Origin of the sequence: Paracoccus aerius (assembly GCF_014656455.1) — a bacterium.
In the GTDB taxonomy this organism is placed as follows: domain Bacteria; phylum Pseudomonadota; class Alphaproteobacteria; order Rhodobacterales; family Rhodobacteraceae; genus Paracoccus; species Paracoccus aerius.
Map to the genome: position 1 here is coordinate 274,145 of NZ_BNCL01000002.1, position 24,183 is coordinate 298,327.

General features: G+C 67.0%; 21 protein-coding genes. 4 read left to right on the forward strand and 17 right to left on the reverse strand.

The window, feature by feature from the left end; translation table 11 throughout:
- Positions 1-35: 35 nt before the first annotated feature.
- The 3 genes from glcF to IE224_RS03530 are packed head-to-tail and all read right to left on the reverse strand — an operon-like array spanning position 36 to position 3,869.
- Entirely contained in the window at positions 36-1,334 is a 1,299-nt protein-coding gene (glcF, locus tag IE224_RS03520; RefSeq protein WP_191308101.1) for a glycolate oxidase subunit GlcF, read from the reverse strand.
- 1 nt (position 1,335) lies between these two features.
- The gene (locus IE224_RS03525; RefSeq protein WP_191308103.1) at positions 1,336-2,430 is read right to left on the reverse strand and encodes an FAD-binding protein; all 1,095 of its coding nucleotides are present in this window, start codon (positions 2,428-2,430) and stop codon (positions 1,336-1,338) included.
- Entirely contained in the window at positions 2,427-3,869 is a 1,443-nt protein-coding gene (locus tag IE224_RS03530) for an FAD-linked oxidase C-terminal domain-containing protein (RefSeq protein ID WP_202380083.1), read from the reverse strand. The genes IE224_RS03525 and IE224_RS03530 overlap by 4 nt, the downstream gene beginning before the upstream one ends.
- Positions 3,870-3,969: 100 nt before the next feature.
- Between IE224_RS03530 and IE224_RS03535 the strand changes: the two genes are divergently transcribed.
- The 3 genes from IE224_RS03535 to IE224_RS03545 all read left to right on the forward strand — a co-directional run bounded on the left by IE224_RS03535 (position 3,970) and on the right by IE224_RS03545 (position 6,962).
- A complete protein-coding gene (locus tag IE224_RS03535; RefSeq protein ID WP_191308107.1) occupies positions 3,970-4,749 on the forward strand; it encodes a FadR/GntR family transcriptional regulator in 780 nt (259 codons plus the stop codon).
- The gene (locus IE224_RS03540) at positions 4,746-6,017 is read left to right on the forward strand and encodes a glycerate kinase type-2 family protein (protein ID WP_191308110.1); all 1,272 of its coding nucleotides are present in this window, start codon (positions 4,746-4,748) and stop codon (positions 6,015-6,017) included. Before IE224_RS03535 ends, IE224_RS03540 begins: the two co-directional genes overlap by 4 nt.
- Before the next feature lie 273 nt (positions 6,018-6,290).
- Entirely contained in the window at positions 6,291-6,962 is a 672-nt protein-coding gene (locus IE224_RS03545; protein WP_167620823.1) for a Crp/Fnr family transcriptional regulator, read from the forward strand.
- Here the strand turns inward: IE224_RS03545 and IE224_RS03550 are convergent, their stop codons facing one another.
- Genes IE224_RS03550 through IE224_RS03580 form a run of 7 tightly spaced genes read right to left on the reverse strand, consistent with a single transcriptional unit; the run spans position 6,963 to position 14,892 of the window.
- Positions 6,963-8,144, reverse strand: a complete 1,182-nt coding sequence (locus tag IE224_RS03550; protein WP_191308112.1) for a phenylacetate--CoA ligase family protein — start codon at positions 8,142-8,144, stop codon at positions 6,963-6,965. It abuts the gene before it with no gap.
- 9 nt (positions 8,145-8,153) lie between these two features.
- Positions 8,154-8,942: an ABC transporter ATP-binding protein gene (locus IE224_RS03555; RefSeq protein WP_167620825.1), complete on the reverse strand. Its 789-nt coding sequence runs from the start codon at positions 8,940-8,942 to the stop codon at positions 8,154-8,156.
- Between the two features lie 3 nt (positions 8,943-8,945).
- Positions 8,946-10,175, reverse strand: coding sequence for an ABC transporter substrate-binding protein (locus IE224_RS03560; RefSeq protein WP_191308114.1), 1,230 nt, complete (start codon positions 10,173-10,175; stop codon positions 8,946-8,948).
- 39 nt (positions 10,176-10,214) lie between these two features.
- Positions 10,215-11,288, reverse strand: coding sequence for a branched-chain amino acid ABC transporter permease (locus tag IE224_RS03565; protein ID WP_167620827.1), 1,074 nt, complete (start codon positions 11,286-11,288; stop codon positions 10,215-10,217).
- Positions 11,289-11,292: 4 nt separating this feature from the next.
- Entirely contained in the window at positions 11,293-12,171 is an 879-nt protein-coding gene (locus IE224_RS03570; RefSeq protein WP_167620828.1) for a branched-chain amino acid ABC transporter permease, read from the reverse strand.
- Positions 12,171-14,120, reverse strand: coding sequence for an AMP-dependent synthetase/ligase (locus tag IE224_RS03575; RefSeq protein ID WP_191308116.1), 1,950 nt, complete (start codon positions 14,118-14,120; stop codon positions 12,171-12,173). Before IE224_RS03575 ends, IE224_RS03570 begins: the two co-directional genes overlap by 1 nt.
- Positions 14,110-14,892 (reverse strand): ABC transporter ATP-binding protein, encoded by a 783-nt coding sequence (locus IE224_RS03580; RefSeq protein WP_167620830.1) that lies wholly within the window; start codon positions 14,890-14,892, stop codon positions 14,110-14,112. Before IE224_RS03580 ends, IE224_RS03575 begins: the two co-directional genes overlap by 11 nt.
- Positions 14,893-15,044: 152 nt before the next feature.
- Here IE224_RS03580 and IE224_RS03585 point away from each other — a divergent pair, with 152 nt between their 5' ends.
- Complete coding sequence (locus IE224_RS03585) at positions 15,045-15,974, forward strand: LysR family transcriptional regulator (RefSeq protein WP_191308118.1); 930 nt, start codon at positions 15,045-15,047, stop codon at positions 15,972-15,974.
- Here the strand turns inward: IE224_RS03585 and IE224_RS03590 are convergent.
- The 7 genes from IE224_RS03590 to IE224_RS03620 all read right to left on the reverse strand — a co-directional run bounded on the left by IE224_RS03590 (position 15,955) and on the right by IE224_RS03620 (position 24,158).
- Positions 15,955-17,778, reverse strand: a complete 1,824-nt coding sequence (locus IE224_RS03590; RefSeq protein ID WP_191308120.1) for a peroxidase family protein — start codon at positions 17,776-17,778, stop codon at positions 15,955-15,957. The genes IE224_RS03585 and IE224_RS03590 overlap by 20 nt on opposite strands.
- 244 nt (positions 17,779-18,022) lie before the next feature.
- Positions 18,023-18,805 (reverse strand): SDR family NAD(P)-dependent oxidoreductase, encoded by a 783-nt coding sequence (locus IE224_RS03595; protein ID WP_191308122.1) that lies wholly within the window; start codon positions 18,803-18,805, stop codon positions 18,023-18,025.
- Positions 18,802-19,605 (reverse strand): PCC domain-containing protein, encoded by an 804-nt coding sequence (locus tag IE224_RS03600; protein WP_202380077.1) that lies wholly within the window; start codon positions 19,603-19,605, stop codon positions 18,802-18,804. The genes IE224_RS03595 and IE224_RS03600 overlap by 4 nt, the downstream gene beginning before the upstream one ends.
- An 8-nt stretch (positions 19,606-19,613) precedes the next feature.
- The gene (locus tag IE224_RS03605; RefSeq protein WP_191308126.1) at positions 19,614-21,191 is read right to left on the reverse strand and encodes an acyl-CoA synthetase; all 1,578 of its coding nucleotides are present in this window, start codon (positions 21,189-21,191) and stop codon (positions 19,614-19,616) included.
- On the reverse strand, positions 21,188-22,357 hold the full coding sequence (locus tag IE224_RS03610) for an acetyl-CoA acetyltransferase (protein WP_191308129.1): 1,170 nt from the start codon (positions 22,355-22,357) through the stop codon (positions 21,188-21,190). Before IE224_RS03610 ends, IE224_RS03605 begins: the two co-directional genes overlap by 4 nt.
- Positions 22,354-23,142 (reverse strand): IclR family transcriptional regulator, encoded by a 789-nt coding sequence (locus IE224_RS03615; protein ID WP_191308131.1) that lies wholly within the window; start codon positions 23,140-23,142, stop codon positions 22,354-22,356. The genes IE224_RS03610 and IE224_RS03615 overlap by 4 nt, the downstream gene beginning before the upstream one ends.
- The gene (locus tag IE224_RS03620) at positions 23,142-24,158 is read right to left on the reverse strand and encodes a TRAP transporter substrate-binding protein (RefSeq protein WP_167620838.1); all 1,017 of its coding nucleotides are present in this window, start codon (positions 24,156-24,158) and stop codon (positions 23,142-23,144) included. Before IE224_RS03620 ends, IE224_RS03615 begins: the two co-directional genes overlap by 1 nt.
- Positions 24,159-24,183: the final 25 nt, after the last annotated feature.

Below are 24,183 nucleotides of genomic sequence, written 5' to 3' on the forward strand. Positions count from 1 at the left end.
TGCCACAATGGTTGGCCAAGCGCCAGAACCCGGCCCTAGGCAAGGGCCTCGGACAGCGCCCGCGGCCTGGGCCCGCCGGTGGCCCAGTCCAGCAGTTCGGCGGTGTGGACGACCGGAACGCCCGTGCCGGACCCGATCTGCATCATGCAGCCGATATTGCCGGCGCTGATGACCTGGGGACGGATAGCCTCCAGTGTGGAGACCTTGCGGGACTTCAACTCGGCGCTGATGGCGGGCTGCATCAGGTTATAGGTTCCGGCCGATCCGCAGCAGATATGGCTGTCCTTCGGTTCCAGCACGGTGAAGCCGGCATCGGCCAGCAGTTCCTTGGGCGTGGCCTTGATCTGCTGCCCGTGCTGCAGCGAACAGGCGGCGTGATAGCCGACGCGCAGGGGCGCGGCATGGGTCGTGTCCTTCAGGCCCAGGTCGGCCATGACCTCGGTGATGTCCTTTGCCAAGGCCGCGACGCGCGTCGCGTCGGCTTCCAGCGGATCGCCCGCGAACATGTGGCCATAGTCCTTGACCGTGGTCCCGCAGCCCGAGGTGTTGATGACCACCGCGTCCAGGCCGCCGCCCTTCACCTCGGCCATGACCGCGCGGATGTTGGCCGCGGCCATGGCATGGCTTTCGTCGGTGCGGCCCATGTGATGGGTCAGCGCGCCGCAGCAGCCGAGGCCCTTGGGGACCACCACCTCGCAGCCGTGGCGGCGCAGCAGGCGGATCGTGGCGTCGTTGATGTCGGTGTTCAGCGCCCTCTGCGCGCAGCCCACCAGCAGCGCCACCCGCTTGCGGCGGGCGCCTTGGGCCGCGAAGACCTGGGGGCGGTCGTTCAGGCTGGGCGGCGGGATGTCGCGGGGGGCCATGTCCAGCATCGCGCGCAGCCGGGGGTCGGGCAGCAGGCGGCGGAAGGGACGGCCCAGTTTCGCGCCGCGCAGCGCCAGCCGGAAGCGTCCGGGATAGGGCAGGATCTTCGCCAGCATCCAGCGCAGCAGCCGGTCGGGCAGGGGGCGGCGATAGTTCGCCTCGATATATTCCCGCGCGTGATCGACCAGGTGCATGTAATGCACGCCCGACGGACAGGTCGTCATGCAGGACAGGCAGGACAGGCAGCGGTCGATATGCTGGACGGTCTTCGCATCGGGCACGCGGCTGTTTTCCAGCATGTCCTTGATGAGGTAGATGCGCCCGCGCGGGCTGTCCAACTCGTCCCCCAGCACCTTGTAGGTAGGACAGGTCGCCGTGCAGAAGCCGCAATGGACGCAGGTGCGCAGGATCTCGTTCGACCGCGCGGTCAGGGGATCGGCCAGTTGCTGGGCGGTGAAGGTGGTCTGCATGTCAGGCGTCCATCAGGCCGGGGTTGAGGATGCCCGCCGGATCGAAGCTGCGGCGCAGCCCGTCCTGAAGCCGCGCGACGGCAGGGGGCAGCGGCGGGAAGGCCGGGCCTTCCGCGCCTTCGCGGCGGACCAGCGTGGCATGGGGGGCAAGGGCACGCGGGTTGCCGGGGCCGCGATACCAGATCAGGCCGCCGCCCCAATCCAGCGAGCAGTCCCCGCCCATCGCTCGCAGCCCGTCGCAAAGGCCGGGCGCATCACTGGGCTTGCACAGGATTCGCCACAGCGGGCCGCCGCCGGCGAAATGCGCCACGTCGCGGATGGCTTGCCAAGGGGCATCGTCCAGAACCTCAGGGCGGTGGTCCGCCAGAAGCGCCAGCAGACGGTCGCGGCGATAGGCAAGCTGGCCTTCCAGCCCTTCGATGCGCAGATAGACCGTGCCGCCGACATGGGCCGCGCCCGAGACCTCGAAGGGGGTGGACAAAGCTGTCGTGAAGATGCGCAGGGCAATGTCCTCGGTCACGCCGAGAAAAGACAGCGTGGTGCGGGCGGGCAGCAGGGGCAGGGTCTTCAGCACCACCTCGGTCAGGACGGCGAGGGTGCCGTATGATCCGGCCAGCAGCTTGGACAGATCCAGGCCGGTGACGTTCTTCATCACCCGCCCGCCGTTCTTCATCACGCGGCCCCGGCCGTCGACGAATCGCACACCCAGCAGGTGATCGCGGCAGGCGCCCGCCAGCAACCGGCGCGGACCGCTGGCATTGGCCGCGACGGTGCCGCCCAGGGTAGGCGTGCCGTTGCCCCCTAGGACGGCGCCCATGTCGGGCGGCTCGAAAGCCAGGGCCTGGCCTTCGGCGGCCAGCATCTCTTCGATTTCCGGCAATGGCGTGCCGGGGCGGGCGATCAGCGTCATCTCGCCCGGCGAATAGGTCACCACGCCGGACAGGCGCGACAGCGACAGGGCTTCGCCCGCCACACGGTTTTCGGCCCGCGTGCCGCCGCCCATGATGCGCAGAGGCGCACGCCGGGCATGGTGGTCCGACAGGATTTCGGACAGTTCGGCCTCGGTCATGGGCGCCAGATCCGATGCCACGTTCATTCCGCAGCCATCCCGCGATGCGCGGCGCTGGCGTCCAGCGGAAAGACCTTGGCCGGATTCAGCAGCCATTGGGGATCGAAGACATCCTTCACCTGCATCTGGATCGCCAGATCTTCGGGCGCATACTGGTCCGACATCAGGTCGCGCTTTTCCACGCCCACCCCATGTTCGCCGGTCAGGCAGCCGCCCACCTCGACACAAAGGCGCAGGATGTCGGCGCCGAAGGCCTCGGCGCGCGCCAGGTCGCCGGGCTTGTTGGCGTTGAACAGGATCAGGGGATGCATGTTGCCGTCGCCCGCGTGGAAGACATTCGCGACCTCCAGCCCGTGCTGGCGCGACAGTTCGCCGATCCGGCGCAGGGTATAGGGCAACTGGCCCACAGGCACGGTGCCGTCCAGGCAGATGTAGTCGCCCAGGCGTCCCATCGCGCCGAAGGCCGACTTGCGGCCCTTCCAGATCGCCAGGGCTTCGTCGGCATTGCGGCTTTCGCGGAACTCGACCGGGTTCAGGGCGTCTGCGATGGCGCGGATGCGGGCGATCTGGTCGTCGATCTCGGCTCGCGATCCCTCGACCTCGACGATCAGGACGGCAGGGCAATCGGGGTATCCGGCCTTGGCGAAGGCCTCGACCGCGCGCAGGCAGGGTTCGTCCATGTATTCGATCGCAACCGGCAGCACGCCGGACCGGATGATGTTGGCCACGCATTCGCCCGCGACCTCGGGGGAACCGAAGCCGATCAGCACGGGCCGCGCGCCTTCCGGGCGGGGCAGGATGCGCAAGGTGGCCTCGGTCACGACGCCAAGCTGGCCTTCGGACCCACACAGCACGCCCAGCAGGTCCAGGCCCGCGGGGCCAAGTTCCGGCCCGCCCAGTTCAACGACCTCTCCGGTCGTCAGGACCACGGTCGCGCCCAGCAGGTTGTTGGTGGTGACCCCGTATTTCAGGCAATGCGCCCCACCCGAGTTCATCGCGATATTGCCCGCGATGGTGCAGGCCAGTTGCGAGGACGGGTCGGGCGCGTAGAAGAAGCCGTATGGTTCCAGTTCCGCGCTGACCGACAGGTTGGTCACGCCGGTCTGGACGCGGATGAAGCGGTTGTCGGTGTCGATCTGCAACACGTCGCGCAGGCGCATGGTGCCCAGGATCACGCAATCCGCGGTGGGCAACGCGCCGCCCGCCAAGGACGTCCCCGCCCCGCGCGGCACCACCGGCACACCCATCTGGCCGCAGATCTTCATCGTTGCCGCCACCTCTGCCGTCGTGCGCGGCAGGACCACGGCCAGCGGGGGGCAGCGGTATGCCGTCAGCGCGTCGCATTCATAGGCGCGGGTTTCCTGCGGGTCGTCGATCACAGCGTCCGGGGGCAGCACGGCGCGCAGGGCAGCCACGATCTGCGGGCCGCGCGCGATGATCCGCGGGTCGGGCGTCGGCATGGCGATGGACATGGCTCGGGCCTTTCTGTTCCGGCATCTTTGGTAAAATGATTTGACCAAGCCTGTCAATTGCGATGATATGGCCGCAGCGATAAGGGTGCCGCCCATGACCGAATTTCCGATCCGCCCCGAACGCGCCGCCGAGGCCGTGGCCCGCCATATCGAGACGCTGATCCTTGAAGGGTCACTGGCCCCCGATGAAGGGCTGCTGCCGGAACGTGACCTGGCGCAGCGGCTGAACGTGTCGCGCCCGACGCTGCGGGACGGGCTGAAGATGCTGCAGGATCGCGGGCTGCTGGTGGGCGAGAAGGGGCGCGGCCTGCGCGTGGCGCCGCTGGGGCAGGCGGCCTTCACGGACCCGCTGATCGCCCTTCTGGCCGATCACCCCGAGGTCGAGGACGACTATCTGGATTTCCGCGACGTGGTCGAAAGCCACGCGGCGGGTCTGGCCGCGCAGCGGGCCACGGAACTGGATCGCGACCGCATCGCCGCCGCGCTGGAGGCGATCGAGGCCGCCCATGCCGCCGCAACCCCCGCAGACGAGGCCGAGGCCGACGCTGCCCTGCACCAGGCAATCTACGAGGCCAGCCACAACCTGGTCCTTTTGCAGATCATGCGGGCGCTGTCGGGCCACCTGCGCAGCAACGTGGCGCGGAACCGGGGGCGGATGTTCACCCTGCCGCAGATGCGCGACCGGCTGCGCGACCAGCACCGCGCCATCGGGGCCGCGATCCTCGACCGCGACCCCGATGCAGCCCGCGCCGCGGCCCACGACCATCTGGACTATGTCCGCCAAGCCTCGCGCGACATTGCCGAGGCCGAGGCGCAACTGGAAACCGCCCGCCGCCGCCAGTCGGGCGGAGGCCTGGGCCAGCGTCGCCCATGACCGCGCCCGCCGCCGATCCAAGTGCCGACCCTGGCGCCTTCCTGCGCGCCCTGTTCGACCGCGCGGTCGAGGTGGCCGATCCCATGCGCTCGCTTGCAACCCATCTGCCGCCGCGGCCCGACGGGCGCGTGGTGGTGATCGGCGCGGGCAAGGCCAGTGCCCGCATGGCCGAGGCCGTGGAAGCCGCCTGGGGGTCATGCGAAGGCCTGGTCATCACCCGCTATGGCTATGGCCGCCCCTGCAAGGGGATCGAGATCGTCGAGGCCGCCCATCCGGTCCCGGATGAGGCCGGGGCCCAGGCCACGCTGCGGATGCTGGACCTGCTGGCCGGGCTTGACGAGGGGGATTTCGTTCTGGCGCTGATCTCGGGCGGGGCCTCGGCGCTGCTTTGCGCGCCGGTTCAGGGCGTGGGCCTTGCGGAAAAGCAGGCGGTGAATGCAGCGCTGCTGGCCTCGGGCGCGCCGATCGGGCAGATGAACGTGGTCCGCAAGCACCTGTCGCGCGTCAAGGGCGGCCAGCTGGCTGCAGCCGCCTGGCCCGCACGGATGCTGGCGCTGATGATCTCGGACGTGCCGGGGGACGATCCGGCGATGATCGGGTCTGGGCCGACGGTGGGCGACGCCAGCACCTCCGCCGATGCGCGGACGATCCTGGACCGCTGGGGGATCGCAGTCCCTGACAGCGTCACCCGCGCCCTGCAAGGCGGCAGCGGCGTCATTCCCCCCGGCGATCCGCGCCTGTCACGGGTCAAGAACCACATCATCGCCGCCCCTGCCCGATCGCTGGAGGCTGCGGCCGAAATGGCCCGCGCCGCCGGTTGCACCGTCGAGATCCTGGGTGATTCCCTGGAGGGCGAGGCGCGCGAGGTCGCGGCCCAGCATGCCCGCCTGGCCCTGTCGCGGCAGGCCGACGGCCATGGCAGCGGCCAGCCGCATCTCATCCTGTCGGGCGGCGAGCTGACTGTGACCCGGCGAGGCACAGGGATCGGCGGGCCTAATTCCGAATATTGCCTGGCCTTGGCCATTGCGCTTGCGGCGGCGCCGGGCATTCACGCACTGGCCTGCGACACGGATGGCGTCGATGGCGCGGCCGAGGTTGCGGGCGCGATCATCGGCCCCGGCACCTTGTCCGTTATGTCGCCGGACCTTGCGCGGCAGGCCTTGTCGGCGAACGATGCGCACGGCTTTTTCCAAGCCTGCGATGCTCAGGTCATTACTGGACCTACGCTGACGAACGTGAACGATTTCAGGGCGATCCTGACTTTATAGCTTTCAGATAATGCAATCGTCGCACCCGGCTGCGTTTTGTTAGGCCTTGTGTCGGCTGGTTGACACTTCGCCTCAGACAAAAGGTCTATCTGTCTAAGGGCGCAGTCGTGGTGCGCTGCATTTTCTGGGTTGAGTGCGAGTTCCGGCTATCCCGTCGCATCTTGTGTGATGCGTTGCCCTTTTTGGGCCGGGATAGCCTTTTTCCTGCTTCATTGCTATGATTTCGCGGTTCGCGGGCGGCCTGCCCGAATGTTGCCGAGGGACCTGTTTGCGATGATCGATCCCCAGGAATATTCCCATCTGTTTCAGGCGCCGATCCTGAAGGGGCTGACACGGAGCCAGAAGCACGCGCTGCTGGCGAGCTGCACATCCCGGCTGCTGAAACCCGGGGCCTATATCCTGCGCCAGGGCGAGACGACCGAGGGCAGCTATTTCATCGCCTCGGGCCGGGTCGAGGTCTGTTACGTGGACAGTTCCGGCAACCAGGTCATCGTCCATATCGCCACGGCCGGAGAGATGCTGGGCGAGGTCGAGGCCCTGTCGGGCCGACCCTGCGCGGCCAGCTGCCAGACCCTGACGGACACGACAGTGCTGTTCTGCCCCGCCAAGGCGCTGTTCGCCCATGTCCCCCCGCAGATCCTGATCCCGAACCTGTGCACCCTGCTGCATGACCGTCTGATGCGGGAAAACCGCAACCGGACGGCCGACCATTACTACAGTGCCGAACAGCGCATCCGCCTGTATCTGCGCCAATTGACCAGCGAATCTGACGATTCGGTGCAGATCAGCCAGTCGCAATTGGGGGTGGTCATCGGCTGTTCGCGCCAAACGGTGAACAAGATGCTGGGCGAATTGCGCGACGCCGGCATCATCGAACTGGGACGCAGCGCCGTGCGCGTGCTGGACCGGGCGCGCCTCGAAGCTGGCGCGCCGGTCCTGGAATGATCACCGCAGGTCGGCGATCACCCGGCCGTCATTGGGCAGGCTGCCGGGCGCGACGACCTCGACCGAGCCCTTCAGGCGCGTGATCTCGGCCAGCTTGTCGGCCAGCGGGGCCGCCACGCCGCTGTCGGCATGTTCCACCAGCAGGTGCATCCGGTCCTGTTCGCCGCTCCGGCTGATTTCCAGGCGCAGGCGCTGGCAGCCGGGCACCGCGCGGCCGATGGCGGCGATCTGTTCGGGGCGCACGAACATCCCCTTGACCTTCGCTGCCTGGTCGGCACGGCCCATCCAGCCCTTGATGCGGCGCGCGCCGGTGGCCCCTGGGATGATGGCCGACATGTCGCCCGTGGCAAAGCGCAGCAGCGGGTAGTCGGCGTCAAGCCGCGTCACCACGATCTCTCCCACCTCGCCATCGGGGACGGGCTGGCCCGTGCCGGGACGCACGATCTCGACGATCGCGCCGTCGTTCAGCACCATCCCCGGCCCGCCATCCTCATAGGCCACGATGCCCAGGTCGGCGGTGCCATAGCATTGGCTGACGGCCACGCCTCGCGACGAAAGTTCGGCCCGCAGGCTGTCGGGCAGGGCCGCGCCAGTGACCATGCCGACCTGAAGGCAGGTCCGGTCCAGGCCGGCCTCATCCGCCTTGTCCAGGATGATCTTCAGGAAATCCGGCACGCCCACATAGACGCGCGGGCGGTATTGCCGGATCGCCACAAGCTGGTCGGCGGTATTGCCGGGACCGGCAGGGATGACCGGGCAGCCCAGGGCCTCGGCCCCGGCCTCGAAGATGAAGGCGGCGGGCGTCAGGTGATAGGAGAAGGTGTTCAGGATCACGTCGCCCCCCTGCACCCCGGCGGCAGACAGGGCGGCAGCCGATCCCCACCAGTCCGGTCCGCGCCCTTCTGGGTCGAAGATCGGGCCGGGCGACACGAACAGCCGCCGCAGGCCCGTAACCGGCCCGCCGGTCAGCCCGCCAAAGGGCGCGTCCTTGGCCTGCATGTCCACCAGATCCGACTTGCGCAGCACCGGAAGGGCCGCCAGGTCGTCCAGGCTGTCCAGCGGCTTGTCCGGCAGGCCCGCCCAGAAGGGCTGGCTGCCGCGCATCCGCGCCAATTGCGCGTTCAGACGGGCAAGCGGGGTCCCCTCGCGCGTGTCGCGGGCGTGGTCAAGATCGACGGTCATGGGCTTTCCTCAGGCCAGCCAGCGTTTGCGCCGGCGATAGTGTTTGACGTTGCGGTAGTCGGTGTGCTCGGCCCCGCCCAGATAGAAGTCCTGCACGTCGGGATTCGACTTCAGCACCTCGGCCGCGCCCGACATCACCACCTGCCCCTGTTCGATCAGATAGGCACGCGACACGATGTCCAGCGTAGCCGCGGCGTTCTGTTCGACCAGCAGCACCGACATGCCCTGTTCGGCGTTGATCGTGCCGATGATGCCGAAGATTTCCTGCACCAGCAGCGGCGACAGGCCCAGCGAGGGTTCGTCCAGCATGATCAGCTTGGGTTCGGTCATCAGCGCCCGGCCGATGGCCAGCATCTGCTGTTCGCCGCCCGACAGATAGCCCGCCTTGGACTTGATGCGTTCCTTGAGGCGCGGGAAATAGGCATAGACCTGTTCGCGCAATTCGTTGAAGCGTGCGATGCTGCGGCCGCGATAGGCGGCCACCAGGTTTTCGTCCGGGGTCAGGTGGCCGAAGATGCGCCGGCCTTCCAGCACATGGACCAGCCCGCCCGCCACCCGTTCGGGCGCCCCCATGTTCAGGATCGATCGGTCGCCGAAGCGGATCTCGCCCCGGGTGACTAGCCCACGCTCGGGGCCTAAGAGCCCCGAGATGGATTTCAGCGTCGTGGATTTGCCCGCGCCGTTCGATCCCAGAAGGGCGACCATCTCGCCTTCGCCCACCTCAAGCGAGACGCCCTTGATGGCCAGGAAGACCTTGTCATAGATCACCTCGACGTTTTCCAGGATCAGCGCGGGCATGGCTTAGTTGCCTTCCTTGTACTTGGCGGCCGATTCCTCGATCACCTGGCGGATCAGCTCGGGATAGGCGGCGTGCCATTCGCTGACCGGCACCCACTTCTCGCCGTCCCATTCCGACACGCGGCCTGCGCCGCCGCCTTGGTGATCCTCGGCGGTATAGGTCACGGCGGGCATCAGCCCCTCGGCGTCAAAGCCCGAGATCTTCTCGAAGCCGGCCTTCAGCGTCTCTCCGGTCAGCGGCTGGCCGCCTTCCATCCCCAGGCGCGCGGCCTCGACCGCGACGGCCATCGTGGCGACGCCAAGGTTATAGTAGCTGTTGCCGACATTGGCTTGGTCGCCCGAGCCCTTGCCAGCGGCGATGACCTTTTCCTGGATCCGCTGGATGATCGGCAGGTCGGTGCCGGCCGCGGTCGCCTCGAAGCGCTTGACGCCCTTCATCTGCGGGCCGACGTTGGCGGCATCTGTTTCGGCCAGCCAGATCACCGAATGGATCTGTTCGGGCGCGATGCCGTTCTGGATGGCGGTTCGCACGGATACGGCCTGACCGCCGCCCGCGCCCCAGATCAGGACATAGTCGGGGCGGTAACGCCGAACTTCGGACCAGGCGGCGGACTGTTCGTTGCCGGGGCTGGCATAGGGGAAGGCCTGGAACTCGAACCCTTCCTGTTCGGACAGGGCTTCCAGGATCGGGCCGGGTTCGCGGCCGAAGGGGCTGTCGATATGGACGATGGCGATCTTCTTGCCTTCCAGCCCGCCATTGTTCTTCATGTGCTCGATCAGGTTTGCGGCCTGGGCCCAATAGGTGGGCAGCATCGGGAAGACATAGGGGAACACGGTCCCGTCGGATGCGTCGCCGCGCCCGTGGGCGGGGGTGATGACGATGTTCTTGTCGGCCTGCGCCTGGTCCAGGATCGCGGCGGATACCGGCGTCGACAGGAAGTCGAACAGGATCGCGCCTTCTTCCTTGGCGCGGTTATAGGCCTCGATTCCGCGCTGCGGCTGGTTGCCGGTGTCGCGGACGATGGCGGTCACAGAGTTGCCCTCGCCCAGAAGGCCTTCGGCATTCGCCAGGGCCAGATAGTCTTGCTGCCCCTGGTTATACTGGCCGGTCACGAAGGTATAAACCGCCGTGAAATCCTGAAGCAGGCCGAACTTTACGTCTTCGGCGGCCACGGGGGCGGACAGCCCGGCCACAAGGGCCGTTGTCAGCGCCAGCTTGCGCAGAAAGGTCATGTGTTTTCCTCCCATGTTATGCGTTCCCCCTCCCAAGGGTCAGCTTCTGGCGTGGCGGAAAGGCCAGACCAGGAAATACTTGCGGATGTTGTCATAGATTTTCGCCAGCCCAAGCGGCTCCAGCAGCAGGAAGCCGATGATCATGGCGCCGTAGATCATCAAGGGCAGGTGCGACAGGAAGTTCTGGCTGACCGGCACCCAGCCGGATGCGGCAAGGCCCGACACCAGGTTGGTCAGGAAGATCGGCGCCAGCAGCACGAAGCCCGCGCCCAGCCAGGATCCGATCACCGATCCCAGGCCGCCGACCAACACCATGGCGACCAACTGGATCGACACGTTGAAGCCGAACTGTTCCGGCGTCACCGCGCGATAGAAGCAGAAGGCCAGGATCGCGCCCGTCACGCCGCCCATGAAGGATGACGTGAAGAAGGCCATCAGCTTGGTCTTGAACGGGTCCACCCCGATCACGGCGGCGGCGAAGTCCTTGTCGCGGATGGCGACCAGGGCGCGGCCGAAGGACGTGCGCTTGACGTTCATGAAGAACACCGTCAGCAGCACCGCCCAGCCAAGCGCCAGCCAATATCGGGCGGCAAGGCTTTCAATGGGCAGGAACAGGAAGCTGACCGCGGGCGTGCGCAATGTGGCGTGCGCGCCCCCGGAAATCGCGGGCACGTTCACCACGACCCAGTCGACCAGATACTGCATCGCCAGCGTGGCCATCACCAGGTAAAGCCCCTTCACCCGCAGCGCGGCACCCCCGAAGATCGCGCCGATCACCGCCGAGATCAGCCCGGACAGCAGCAGCGCCAATTCGAAGGGCACGCCCGCCCGGACCAGGTGGATGGATGCATAGGCCCCGATCGCCATCACGGCGGCAAAGCCGAAATGCAACTGACCCGCCAGGCCCATCAGCAGCGTCAAGGACAGTGCGGCGGCCGACCAGATCACCCAGGGCAGGACATAGCTGCCCAGATACAGGGGCGAGACGAACAACGGGGCCAGCAGCGCCAGCACCAGAAGCGCGATCACCAGCCAGCGGTCCGTGGGGATCTTCCACAGCTTGCGGTCGGCCTGATAGCTGGTGTGATACGTCCCCGAGAGGCGATAGAACATGGCGTCAGATCCTCTCGATGTCTTCTCGGCCGAAGATGCCGAAGGGGCGGACCATGATGGTCAGCAGGATGATGAGCGAGGTGACGACATCGCGCGTCGATCCGCCCGCGAAGCTGTCCAGGTATCCGGGAATGACCGTGCCCAGCACGCCCACAAGGATGCCGCCCACCAGGACGCCGGGCACTGAATCGACGCCGCCCAGGATCACCACGGCGACCGCCGGGAACAGCAGCGCGGACAGCGTCCAGTCCACCCCCTGCGACGATCCCCACAGCGCCCCCGCGACCACGGCGGCGATGCCCGCCAGGCCCCAGGAAATGCCGATGGCGCGTTCCACGGAAATGCCCACGGCCCAGCTTGACACATGATCGTCCGACACGGCGCGCAGCTTGGTACCGGTCCGGGTGCGGAAGAACAGAAGCGAGGCGCCGACCAGAGCCAAGGCCACGATTCCGCCGTAAAGCGAGGTGCGGTTGATGAACACGTCGCCGATGATGATGGGCGCAAAGCCGATCCCCAGGTCGATGGGCTTGGGCGCGGATCCCAGGATGCCCGGCACCATGCCGCGCAGCAGGATCTCAAGCCCCAGGGTCAGCATCACCACCATGATGACCGGCTGGCCGACCATGCGGCGCAGCAGCAGCCGTTCCACCACCAGGCCAAAGCCGAACATGATCGCGGCGGCGATGGGAATGGCGATCCAGACATTGAGGCCCCAAGCCATGACCAGCCAGACCGCGTAGCCCGCCGTCATCACCAGGGCGCCCTGCGCCAGGTTCGGAACGCCTGCGGACTTGTAGATCAGCACGAAGCCCAAGGCGACCAGCGAATACATCAGCCCGGTCAGCGCGCCCGAAATCAGCAGTTCCAGGAAATATGCCATCACGCGGCCCCCTTCACGTCGGACAGCCGCAGCACCCGGTCCAGGGACCCTGTCTGGCCGTTTTCATAGGTGATCTTGGCCTTGAAATCGATCTGGTCGTCGCCCCGGTTCAGCGCCTCGATGATCGGGCCATAGCGGTCGTCGATCACGTTGCGCTTGAGCTTGCGGGTGCGGGTGACCTCTCCGTCGTCGGGGTCGAATTCCTTGTGCAGGTTCACGAAGCGGTCGATGGACAGCCCATGCGGAAGATGCGCGTTCACCGCCGCGATCTCTCCGCGGATCAGGTCATAGATGCGGGGCTGCTGGGACAGTTCGGCATAGGAGGTATAGGCCACGCCATGTTCCTGCGCCCATTGGCCCACAGCCTGGAAGTCGACGCAGACGATCGCCACCAGCATGTCGCGGCCCTGCCCGATCACCGCGGCGTCCTTGATATAGGCGCTGAACTTCAGCCGGTTCTCGATATAGGTGGCGATGAAGCGGGTGCCGTCGCGCTTTTCCACCACTTCGGACACCCGGCCCAGCACGACCAGCTGGCCGTCAGGCTCGATCTGGCCCGCGTCCCCTGTGTGCAGCCAGCCGTCCTGCAACGCCTCGGCGCTGGCCTTGGGGTTCTGGAAATAGCCGTCGAAGATGTTGTCGCCGCGCAGCAGGATCTCTCCATGCTCGTCGATCTTCATCTCGACGCCGGGGAAGGGGCGGCCGACCGTGGTCAGCGAGATGTCCTCGGGCTTTTGCGCAACCGCCAGGGCGCAGTTTTCCGTTTGGCCATAGAACTGGCGCAGGTTCAGCCCGATGGCGCGGAACCACAGGAACACGTCCTCGCCGATGGCCTCTCCGGCGGTATAGGCGCGCTTCACGCGGCCCAGGCCAAGCTGGTCGCGGATCGGGCCATAGATCAGCCATTCGCCCAGGAATCGCGTCAGACCGCCGCCCGCAGGCTTGCCGTCCAGCCGCGCCCGTTCGGCCTCCATCGCGCGGGGCATGAAGTAATCATACAGCCTGCGCTTCAGGCCGGTGGTTTCCGCGATCCCCACCTGCACGCGCGTCAGCATGGCCGACCAGGCGCGGGGCGATGCGAAATACAGCGTGGGCGCCATTTCCCGCAGGTCGTGCAGGGCGGTTTCATTCGCCTCGGGGATGTTGACGGTAAAGCGCAATTCCATCGCCGCGCCGACCGAGAAGATGAAGTCGCCGACCCAAGCCATCGGCAGATAGGCCATGTGGACCTCGCCCTGCTGGAAATAGCCGGCGGCGGCGGCGTTGCGGACACCTGACAGGACATGGCCGTGCTTCAGCGGAATGCCCTTTGGCGCGCCGGTGGTGCCGGACGAATGCATCAGCACGACGGTGTCGTGGATCGTGGACCGGGCGATCAGCGCCTGGGCCAGGCCCGGATCGGCTTTCAGCCGCGCCGCACCTTCGGCCCGGACCGCGTCGAAGCCCGCCACGCCGGCCGGTTCGCGGCCCGCAAGCCCGCGCGGGTCGTCATAGATCACCAGGTCCAGATGCTGCCAGCGGCCCTTGGCCTCCAGCATCTTGTCCACCTGCTCCTGGTCCTCGGCGACCGCCACGCGGATATCCTCGCGCTCCATCTGGGCGGCCAGTTCCTCGGTGGGCGCATCGGCATAGGCGGGCGAGGGGATGGCGCGCAGGCAGGCCGCGCCCAGCATCGCGAAATACAGGTTCGGGCGGTTGTCGCCGATCACCATCACCACGTCGCCCGGCTTCACGCCGCGCGCTTCAAGCCCGGCCGCGAATTCCACCACGGCCCGCAGGTAGTCGGCCCAGGTGTATTCCTGCCAGATGCCGTGGTCGCGTTCGCGCATGGCGACCTGGTTCGGCACCTCGGCCGCGTTCTGCGCCAGGCGCGCCAGGATCGTGTCGTCCTGGCGCCAGTTCGGATGCAGCGCCTGGGCCTGCGCGATGTTCACCGGATCATGCTGCATGGCGGGGCTTTCCGATATAGGCCTCGACCACGCGCGGATCCGCAATGGCTTCGCGTGCCGGGCCTTGGGCGATTTCCTGGCCGTTGTTCAGGACCAGCACCCGGTCGCAGAGCGCGGTCACGACATCCATGTGATGCTCGATGATCAGGACCGTCAGGCCCAATGCCTCCTGCGCATCCAGGATGAAGCGGACCATGTATTCCTTTTCTTCCTGGTTCATGCCGGCCATGGGTTCGTCCAGAACCAGCAGCTTGGGCTCGGCGCAAAGCGCGCGGGCCAGTTCGACGCGCTTCTGCAAGCCCAGGGGGATCACGTCGACATGTTCGTCGCGGGCAGGGGCCAGTTGCAGAAGGTCGATCACCTCTTCGACATGGCGGCGATGGGCCACTTCTTCCTTTTGCGCCCACCACGGATAGAAGAACGAGGCCAGCGGATTGGGCTTCATGAAGATGTGCCGCCCCATCAGGATGTTGTCCAGGACCGACATGCCGTGGAACAGCGCGACGTTCTGGAAGGTCCGCGCCACGCCCATGGACGCGATGCGGAACGGCTTCAGCCCGTTGATCTGCCGGCCGTCCAGCGTGATGCGGCCTTCCTGCGGCGGATAGAAGCCGGTGATGGCATTGACCAGCGTGGTCTTTCCCGAGCCGTTCGGCCCGACCAGCCCGAAAATCTCGCCCCGCTGCACCGCGACCGAGACATTCTTCAAGGCAACCACGCCGCCGAAGCGGCGGGTGATGTTGTCGCAGACAAGAACGCTGTCGCCGCTCATGCGCGGATGAGCCCGTTGACTGGGTGCATAGCCTGTCCTCCCAAACAGTCTTGCGGCCGACTCCTCCTCCGAAGCCGGCAGGGAAAGGCTAGCATCGGTTCTGTTTTTCGGTAAACCGAAAAGAATAGGAAAACCGTTTCAGGATTCTTGAAATGCATCCGAATCTGGTCGATCACCTGCGGGCCTTCTGCGCCATCGCCGACACGGGCAGCCTGACGGCGGCGGCCAAGGGATTGCGGCGGCCGATTTCATCCGTCAGCTATTCGCTGGCGCAACTGGAACAACAATGCGGCTTTCCGCTGCTGGGGCGCGGCACCAGCCGGGCCGAGCTGACCGAACGCGGCCGCGTGCTGCTGGCCGAGGCGCGCAGCGTCGTCGAACGCGCCCGCAGCTTCACCACCCATGCGCAATCGCTGGAAAAGGGCGAGGAAACGCGGCTGCGGGTGCTGATCGACGTGCTGTTTCCCCGCGCGGACCTGAACCAGGCCCTGCGGGCCTTCGCGGCGGATCATCCGCACGCCCGGTTCCAGTTCTTCAATTCATCGCTGGCAACGCTGTGGGACGACCTGCGGATCGGGAACTTCGACTTTGCCCTGACGCTGGCCGCCGCGATCCCCTCGGACATCGCCGCCCGCCACCTGGGGACCGAGACGCTGGGCCCGGTCTGCGCGACGGGGCACCGGCTGGCGGGGCTGCCGCAGCCGCTGGCGATGCGCGCCTTTGACCGGGAACGGCAGATCTATTACGTGGGGTCCCCGCAGATCGACATGGAGCGGGTGGGACGTTTGTTTTCCACCGATGTGTGGACGGTGAACGATGTCGAATCCATCAAGTCGATGGTGACGGCGGGGCTTGGCTGGTGCTTTTCCGCCAGCCGCACCTTCGAGCCCGAGATCGCGCGGGGCGAGGTCATGCGCCTGACCTGCGAGGACATGCAGTTCCATCCGGTCCGCACCGTGGTCGTGGCCTGGCCCGCGCATCGCAGGCCAGGCCCCCTGGGTCGCCAGATGGTGCAGGCCCTGGCCGATCAGTACGGCCAGGGCGATGGCATGGCAGGCGTCCTCAGGCCAGAAGCCCGGTAAAGCGCAGCATTGCCTTGAGGCTGTCGATCGGCTGGGACGGCTGGAACAGATGCGGCGACCAGCGGTGCCCGTCGATCTTGGCGTTCCAGTAGGAACCGGCGTCGTTGACCACCAGCCCGATCAGCGTGTTGGCGACCAGATGGCTGCCAAGCGCCCCCAGGTGGTTGCCGCCGACCAGTTCGGCTTCGCGCAGGACATAGAACCACAACGGAGTCGCGGCATCCAGGCCGGGGGCCACCAGGAAATCGCGTCCCTCCGAGACCTGCTCGGGCGTCAGCACCGGGATCGGGCGATAAAGCCCGGTCGCGTTGATCGCCTCGATCAGGGCCTGGGCCGAGGGCATGTTCAGCCGGTATCCGCGCCGCAGGTTGCGCATGGCCAGCCGCTTCATCATCGGCGGGGTGCCCGGCCTGGACGCCTGGTTCACCATGTCGTCCAGGGGCGGGGCCAGATGGGTGTCGATCCTGCGGGCTGAACGCCGTGGCGTTTCGGCATTGACCATGCGGTCCCATTCGATCACCCAGTTTCCGGGAAGATTGGTCCCCGGTGGCAGTGACGAATCGGGCCGCATCTTGCCGCCGCCGGTAAAGGCGAACAGCAATTCGAAGCTGGCAAAGGGCAGGATCTGCGTGGACCCGGCAACGGGCGTGCCGAAGAAGCGGTTGTGATCATAGCCGCCGCGCACCATCGAGTGGCCGAAGCGGAAGCCCGCGACCGAGAACTCCAGCGGCATCGGCAACTTGGCGGGATTAGCAGGCGGGTTGTCGGCCAGGAACTCGGCGTAAAGCGGCGCCCCGGTGGCCAGCACCTCGTCCACGACATCGTTTGCGCAAATTCCCGGCAGGAAGCTGTTCAAGACCAGCCACTGGTAATGAAAGCGGGTCAGGCGCCGGGCTTCCTCGAAATCGTGGCCGAGGTCCACCATCCGGTTGTGCAGGCGCAGGAAGGCCACATGCAGTTGCGCCACCAGCAGGTTTTCATCGTTGCGCCCGTCGCCGATGATGGCCCGGCTGCGGATCGGGCCGTCAGCATCGACGAAATTGTCGCGCAGGGCGGGATCCAGGGCATTCAGCTCGGCTTCCGTGATATCGCCCCGGTCCAGGAGGAACCCAAGCCGCAGCAGATCCGCCGCAGGATCGGCGGGCAGCGGCGGCCGGCCATCGCCGGAATCGGCCGTGACACCCAAACGCATCTTGTCGGTGAAGGTCGGGTGACGCATCAGTTGGGCCAGCTTGGTCGCGAAGGCCCCCTGACCGGGCGAATCCCCGTAAAGGCTGTCAAGCGCCAGCGTCCCTTCGCGCAGGTTGTCCAACCCCTGTTCGACCTGCACCCGGTCCATCGGGTCGATATCGCCCACGATCTCGGACAGGCCGGGAACCTCGCGATCGGTATTGGCGGTGATGTCGTGGTCGATGAACTGGCCGAAATAGGTCAGGATCGGCGGGATCGAGGCGTCGCCGGGGTCCGTCGTCTCGACCGCCATGCTTTCGGCAAGCTGGTCAAGCGCCGCCAGCGTCGCGGGGCCGGCAGGCAGGCCGGGCGCATCGCGGAACAGATAGCGGAAAGCCCCCGGCGCCGTGGATATCGCCATCGAACGCGTGGCTGCCGTGGCGGTGCTTGCCACTGCGCCCTCGACAACGGCCGAGATCGGCTTGGCATCCAGGCGCTCAAGCGCCTCGGCGGGGTTTTCAAGAACCGCCGCGCCGCGGGCAAAGGGGGGGCTGGGGGGACCGTCTGAAGGCACGGGCTGCAGTGCGGCCGTATCCTGGACGATGCGCGTTCCGTGGCTGAGAGAAAACAACATGGTAAACTCCGGGCAATCGTGATCAAATCGGCGCGAATACACGCCGAATAATGCAGTTCCGCAGAAATGCGGTTAGCGGGATTTCCGGGCCGTTATTCCGCCGGGCAATTAATCCTCGAAGCAATAAATATCATTAATCGCGGGATGAATCTACAAATAATGAAGGATAATATATAAGTTGAATTACCGGTTTTAAAATAAACCCGGAACAAGCATTTTCAAATGCTTCCGCAATAGCGGCTATTCAAGGCGTCCGTTGGGTTCCCTCTTCGCGGCGCAGCGCGGGCAGGCCGACCCCGGTGGCATCGAATCCCCCATCGACCGCCAGCGTCTGCCCGCTGATGAAACTGGCCTTGTCCGAGCACAGGAAGACGATGGCTTCGGCAATCTCGCGCGCCTCGCCATAGCGGTTCAGGGGAATGGCGTCGTAATAGGCGCTGATGATTTCCGGCGCATGGACGGCCATTGCCAGCTTGGTCCTGACCGGGCCGGGCGCCACGCAATTGACGCGGATGCCCTGTTCGCCCAGTTCGGCCGCGAATTGCTTGGTCAGGTGAATGACGGCTGCCTTGGACGTGCCATAGGCCACCCGCAGCGTCGATGCCCGCAGCCCGGAAATCGAGGCGATGTTGACGATGGCGCCGTTGGTTTTCGCCAGTTCCGGGACCGCTGCTTGGGTGCAAAGAAATACGCCGTCCAGGTTCGTGGCCATTACTTCGCGCCACTGCTCGAAGCTGGTCTGGCCCACGCGGGAAAACAGCGCAACACCCGCATTGTTGACCAGGGCATCGACGCGGCCCCACTGGCCGACCACGCTGCGGATCACGCCATCGACGCTTTGCGGGTCCGAAATGTCGGCTTCGACCGCAAGGACGTTCTCCATGGGATCGCAGGTGCGGTGCAGTTCCTCGACGTCGCGGTCCACGACGGCGACGCGCCAGCCCTGTTCCAGGAAAATCTCGGTCGCGGCCAGGCCGATGCCCCGGCAACCCCCGGTCACGATTGCCACCTTGGCGTCCTGCGTCATGTGTCCGTCCTTTCAACGATCAGTTCCAGCGTCACGCCGACGGGGTTCATGCCCCGCTCCAGCGTGCCGCGCATGATGGTGCCCGCGATGTCCACGACCTCGATCGGGACGGTGGCGCGGCCCTGGGCCAGCGCGGCCCCGTCCAGCCGCAATTCGGTGGCATGGCAGTCCATGCGGCCGCCATCCGTGAAGCGGATATGGTCGATGCTGCCCACGCCGTGGAGCCGCGCATCCGCGATGCCGTGGCGGGCGCACAGGGCTTCGATGGCCGTGACCACATCCTCGCCCGGCCGGATCCGGGCCAGAAGGCCGGTGCCGGCGCCGCCGCCCTGCGGGGTGAACAGGGTGAAGGCGGTTTCCGCATCCGGCATGGCCTCGAACCAGGCATCCGGGGTGCCGATGCCGGTGACGCGCGCATCCGCCGCCAGCACGGAATCGAGCGGCAGCAGGTGGCCCATCGTTCCCCCCCAGGTGCCGTGGCAATGCAGGAAGGGCGCGCCGTCCTTCCAGCCGACGGTGGCCGTAGCCCTGTCAATGCCGACAGGGCCATCCGGCGCATGGGTGTCCGAATACCAGGCGGCATGAATGCCATCGGTCGAGAGCGCGGGCAGCACGAAGCGCATCGGGTCGCAGGTCACGTCGTCCAGCCAGACCACGCCGCCCTTGCAGCCCGCATCCGCGAACAGCCGCGCCACTGCCGTCATCACCGTCCGTCCGGCGGGCAGCACGCCCCCAATCCGCCGCAGGGACGCAGGCACCGCCACCGCGCGTTCCGCAGCGCGCGGGCCGGGATGGATCATTCGCTGATTCATGCGATCATGCCGCGGGCTTCCAGTTCCTCGCGGATCATCTTCTTGGTGATCTTGCCATAGGCAGACTTCGGAAGCGCATCCCAGAACAGGAACCGCTTGGGCATCTTGTAGCGCGACAGCTTCCCGTCCAGGAAGGCGGCCAGGTCCTCCTCGGCCACGGGGGTGTTCGCCACGCAGACCGCCCAGCCGATTTCTCCCCACAGGGGGTCGGGGACACCCAGCACCGCGACCTCGTTGATGGCGGGATGGGTAAGGATCTTTTCCTCGATCTCTCTCGGATAGACGTTGGACCCGCCCGAAATGAACATGTCCGACTGCCGCCCGGTGATGTAGACGAAGCCCCCATCGTCCATATGGCCCAGATCGCCGGTGCGGAACCAGCCGTCGCGGAAGGATTTCGCGTTGGCTTCTGGGTTGTTGTAATAGCCCGCGAAGACGGCGGGGCCGATGCAGCAGATTTCCCCGGTCTCGCCCGGCGCGACCTCCCGGCCCTGATCGTCCTGGATCTGGATCTCGATCCCGGTGCGGGCGTAGCCGCAGGTGCCGATGCGGGCCGTGGGGCCGTCCTCGGCCTGGTGCAGGTGGGCGGGCAGGACGGTGATGTTGCCCGTGACCTCGCCCAGGCCGAAATACTGGACCAGCACGGGGCCAAGCGTCCGCAGCGCCTTCTGCTGGTCCACCCGATACATCGGCGCGCCTGCATAGATGACATAGCGCAGCGAGGACGTGTCGGCCCCGGCCGTCGAGGGATGTTCCACCAGCAGCTTCAGGATCGTGGGCACGGTGAACATCGTGGACACCCGCCATTCGCGCACCAGATCCCAGACCTGCGCCACGTCGAAGCGTTCCGTGGGCAGCAGGATCGTCTTCACCCCCCGCGCCACCTGGGTCAGCTGATGCACCCCCGCGCCATGCGACAGGGGCGCCACCACCAGCGAGGCGTCATCCGCCGTCAGCCCCGGCATCAGGTCGGCCAGGTGGTTCGTGACCACGAAGGCCATCTGCCCATGGGTCAGGACGGATGCCTTGGGCCGTCCCGTGGTGCCGGATGTGAAGAAGAACCAGCAGGGATCGTCGCGATCCACCGGGGCCACCTGGGGGCGTTGGCCCATGTGGTCCGCGGTGATCGCCGTCACGTCCGGCCCGAAATCCGCCGCGCCAAAGACCAGGGTCGTGACGCCGCAGGCCGCCGCGTGATCCGGGAAGCCCGCGTTGCAGAACATCAGCGAGGCGCCGGATGCCTGGGTCAGATAGGCGACCTCATCCGGCGTCTGGCGGAAGTTGGCGGGCACCCAGACGCCGCCCGCGCGCCAGACGGCGAACATGGCCTGCATCATCTCGGTGCAGTTCTGCGACTGGCACATCACCCGGTCGCCCTTTTGCAGGCCAAAGCGGGTTTGCAGCGCATGGGCCAGGGCGTCGGTGCGGGCGTTCCATTCCGCCCAGGTCCAGCGGGTATCGCCCATGACCAGGGCCACCCCGTCGGGATTGCGCCGGGCGGCCCGGGCCAGGAAGGTGGCAAGGTTCATCACGCGGGTGGACACAGGCGCCAGCCCGCCAGCGGGATCGGTCATTTCTCTCGTTCCAGGATCGAGCAGTAGTTGGCGACGGCCGTGCCGCCCATGTTGAAGACCCCGGCCAGTTCGGCGCCCGGCACCTGCATCGCGCCCGCATCCCCGGTCAGTTGCATCGCGGCCATCACATGCTGCGACACGCCCGTCGCGCCGATGGGATGGCCGCGCGATTTCAGCCCGCCCGAGGGGTTCACGGGCAGCGCGCCGTCCATGCGGGTCGTGCCCTCGCGGATGACGCGCCAGCCCTGGCCGCGGGGGGCAAGGCCCATCGCCTCGTATTCGATCATCTCGGCGGTGGTGAAGCAGTCGTGGGTTTCGACCAGCGACAGGTCGGTGATGGCCAGCCCCGCCTGGTCCAGGGCCTTGCCCCAGACGCGATGGGCGCCCGCGAATTCGGTCGGGTCGCGGCGCGACAGGGCCAGCATGTCGCCCACCTGCGCGCGGGCGCGGAAGCGGATGGCGCGGGTCAGGGTTTCCGCCACCTCGGGCGCGGCCAGCACGATCGCTGCCGCCCCGTCCGAGACCAGCGAACAATCGGTGCGCCGCAGCGGCCCCGCGACCAGCGGATTCTTGTCCGAGGGCGTGTTGCAGAAGGCCAGATCGAAGGCCTTCTGCATATGGGCGTAAGGGTTGCGCGTGCCGTTTTCGTGGTTCTTGGCGGCGATCATTGCCAGTTCCTCGGACCGGTCGCCGTTCCGCTGGAAGTAGCTGTCGGTGATCCGCCCGAAGACGCCCGCAAAGCCGCCGGGCGTGTCGCCCTCTTCGGCCACGAAGCTGGCCGACAACAGCACGCCGCCCACATCGGCGATGGGAATGGCGGTCATCTTCTCGGCCCCGATCACCAGGGCCACCTTGCCGCGCCCGGACGCGATGAAGTCGGCGGCGGCATAAAGCGCGGCCGATCCGGTGGCGCAGGCGTTTTCCGTGCGCATGAAGGGCACGCCCGCCAGTTCCGGGCTGCCCATTGCCACAAGCGCGCCCTGGAAGTCCTGCCGCTGGAAGCCGTTGTTGTAGACGCCGGTGAAGATGCCATCCACGGCATCGGGCGCGATGCCGGCATGTTCCAGGGCAGGCAGGGCGACCTCGGCCATCAGGGCCATGGTGTCGGGCGCCTCGGCCTTGCCGAATTTGGTGTGCGCCCAGCCGACGATCAGGGGATCGGTCATGCGATAGTCCTTTCAAGTTCGGCAAGGCGCGCGGCGATCAGCGCGGCCTCGCGATGCAGCGCGGCGGCCAGGTCGGCCTGCCGCGCCGGGGTCATGCGGTTCTCGATGGCGGCGATGGAGAGTGCCCCCGCAGGCCGCCCGTCGGGCCAAGGTATCGCAACCCCAAGGCCCCAGGAACCCGGCACGATGCGGCCGGGGTTCAGGGCATGGCCATGGGCGCGGGCATGGGCCAGATCCTCCTGCAGGCCTGACATCCACTCGCCCACCAAGGGCGCCACGCGCGCAAGCAGCGCCGCCGCCTCGGCCTCGGGCAGGGCCGCCAGGATTGCAAGGGCGCCCGCGCCGACGCCCGCCGGCTTGCGGTCGCCGCGCATCAGGGCATGGGTGCGGACCGGGAAATCGCCCTCGATCCGTTCAAGGCACAGGGTATGGTCGTCCTGCGGCACGGTCAGCAGCACCGTATCGCCGGTCTCGCGCGCCAGCCTGACCATGCTGTCGCGGGCATGGTGCAGGATGCCGTGGCGTTCGGTGGCAAAGCCCGCCAGCAGATAGGTTTCCGGCCCCAGGTGATAGCGGCGCGTCGCGCGGTCCTGTTCGACCATCCGCGCAGCGCCAAGCGCCAGCAGCAGCCGACGCGCCGTGGGCCGCGCAAGGCCCGAAGCCGCCGCGATTTGCGCCAGCCCCAGGCCCTGCGCGCCGCCCCGTCCCACCAGCGACAGAAGCGACAGCGCACGCGCCACCGCCTGCGTGCCGCCGGTGTCGGAAGGGGCCGCGCCGTCCTTCATCAGGCCAGCGTCCGCCCAATGGCGGCTTCCAGGATGGCCCAGGCCTCGTCGCCATAGGTGGTCTTCCATTCCTGATAGAAGCCCGCCTCGCGCAGCTTGTCCTCGAAAGCCTTGGGATCGGCGTCGTTGAAGACGAAGCCCTGGGCTTCCAGGTCGGTCTTCAGCGTGGCGTTCATCGCGGCGATGTCCTCGCGCTGCTTCAGGGCCGAGGCATTGAAGCTGTCGGCCACGGCCTGCTGCACATCCTCGGGCAGGGCGTTCCAGGCGCGACGGTTGCCCAGCATCCAGAAGCCGTCCCACATGTGGTTGGTCATGGAACAGTATTTCTGCACCTCCCACAGCTTGGCGACCTTCATGATCGCCAGCGGGTTTTCCTGCCCGTCCACGATGCCGGTCTGAAGGGCGGTATAGACCTCGGCGAAGTTGATGGAGGCCGGGGCAGATCCGAAGGCCGTGAACAGCGAAGTCCACAGCGGCGACACGGGGACGCGGATCTTGAAGCCTTCCAGGTCGGCGGGCGTCGTGATGGGCTTCGTGGACGAGGTGATCTGCCGGAAGCCGTTGTCCCAGATCTTTTCCATCACGACCAGGCCCGCGCCTTCGATCTGGCCGCGCGCATAGGCGCCCAACTCGCCGTCCATGGCCTTCCAGACGGTATCGTAGTCCGGGAAGGCGAAGCCCACGCCGTTGATCGAGGCATTGGGGACCAGCGTGGACAGGATCACCGGCGACAGCTGGAAGAACTCGACCCCGCCCGACCGCAACTGGCCCAGCACGTCGGTATCCGCGCCCAACTGGTTCGATGGGAAGATCTGCAGGTCGAACCGCCCGGACGTGGCTTCCAGGATCGCCTTCTGCGCCTCGGCCAGGCGGATGTTGCTGGGGTGGTCCAGCGGCTGGTTGTTGGCCACCTTGTAGCTGAATTCGGCGGCCATCGCGGGGCGGACCCGGATGAACGGCGTGGCAAGCGCGCCTGCGGCGGCGCCCAGCAGGATGGTGCGGCGGGTGATGCTCATGAAACTCCTCCTCCCTGAGGTATCA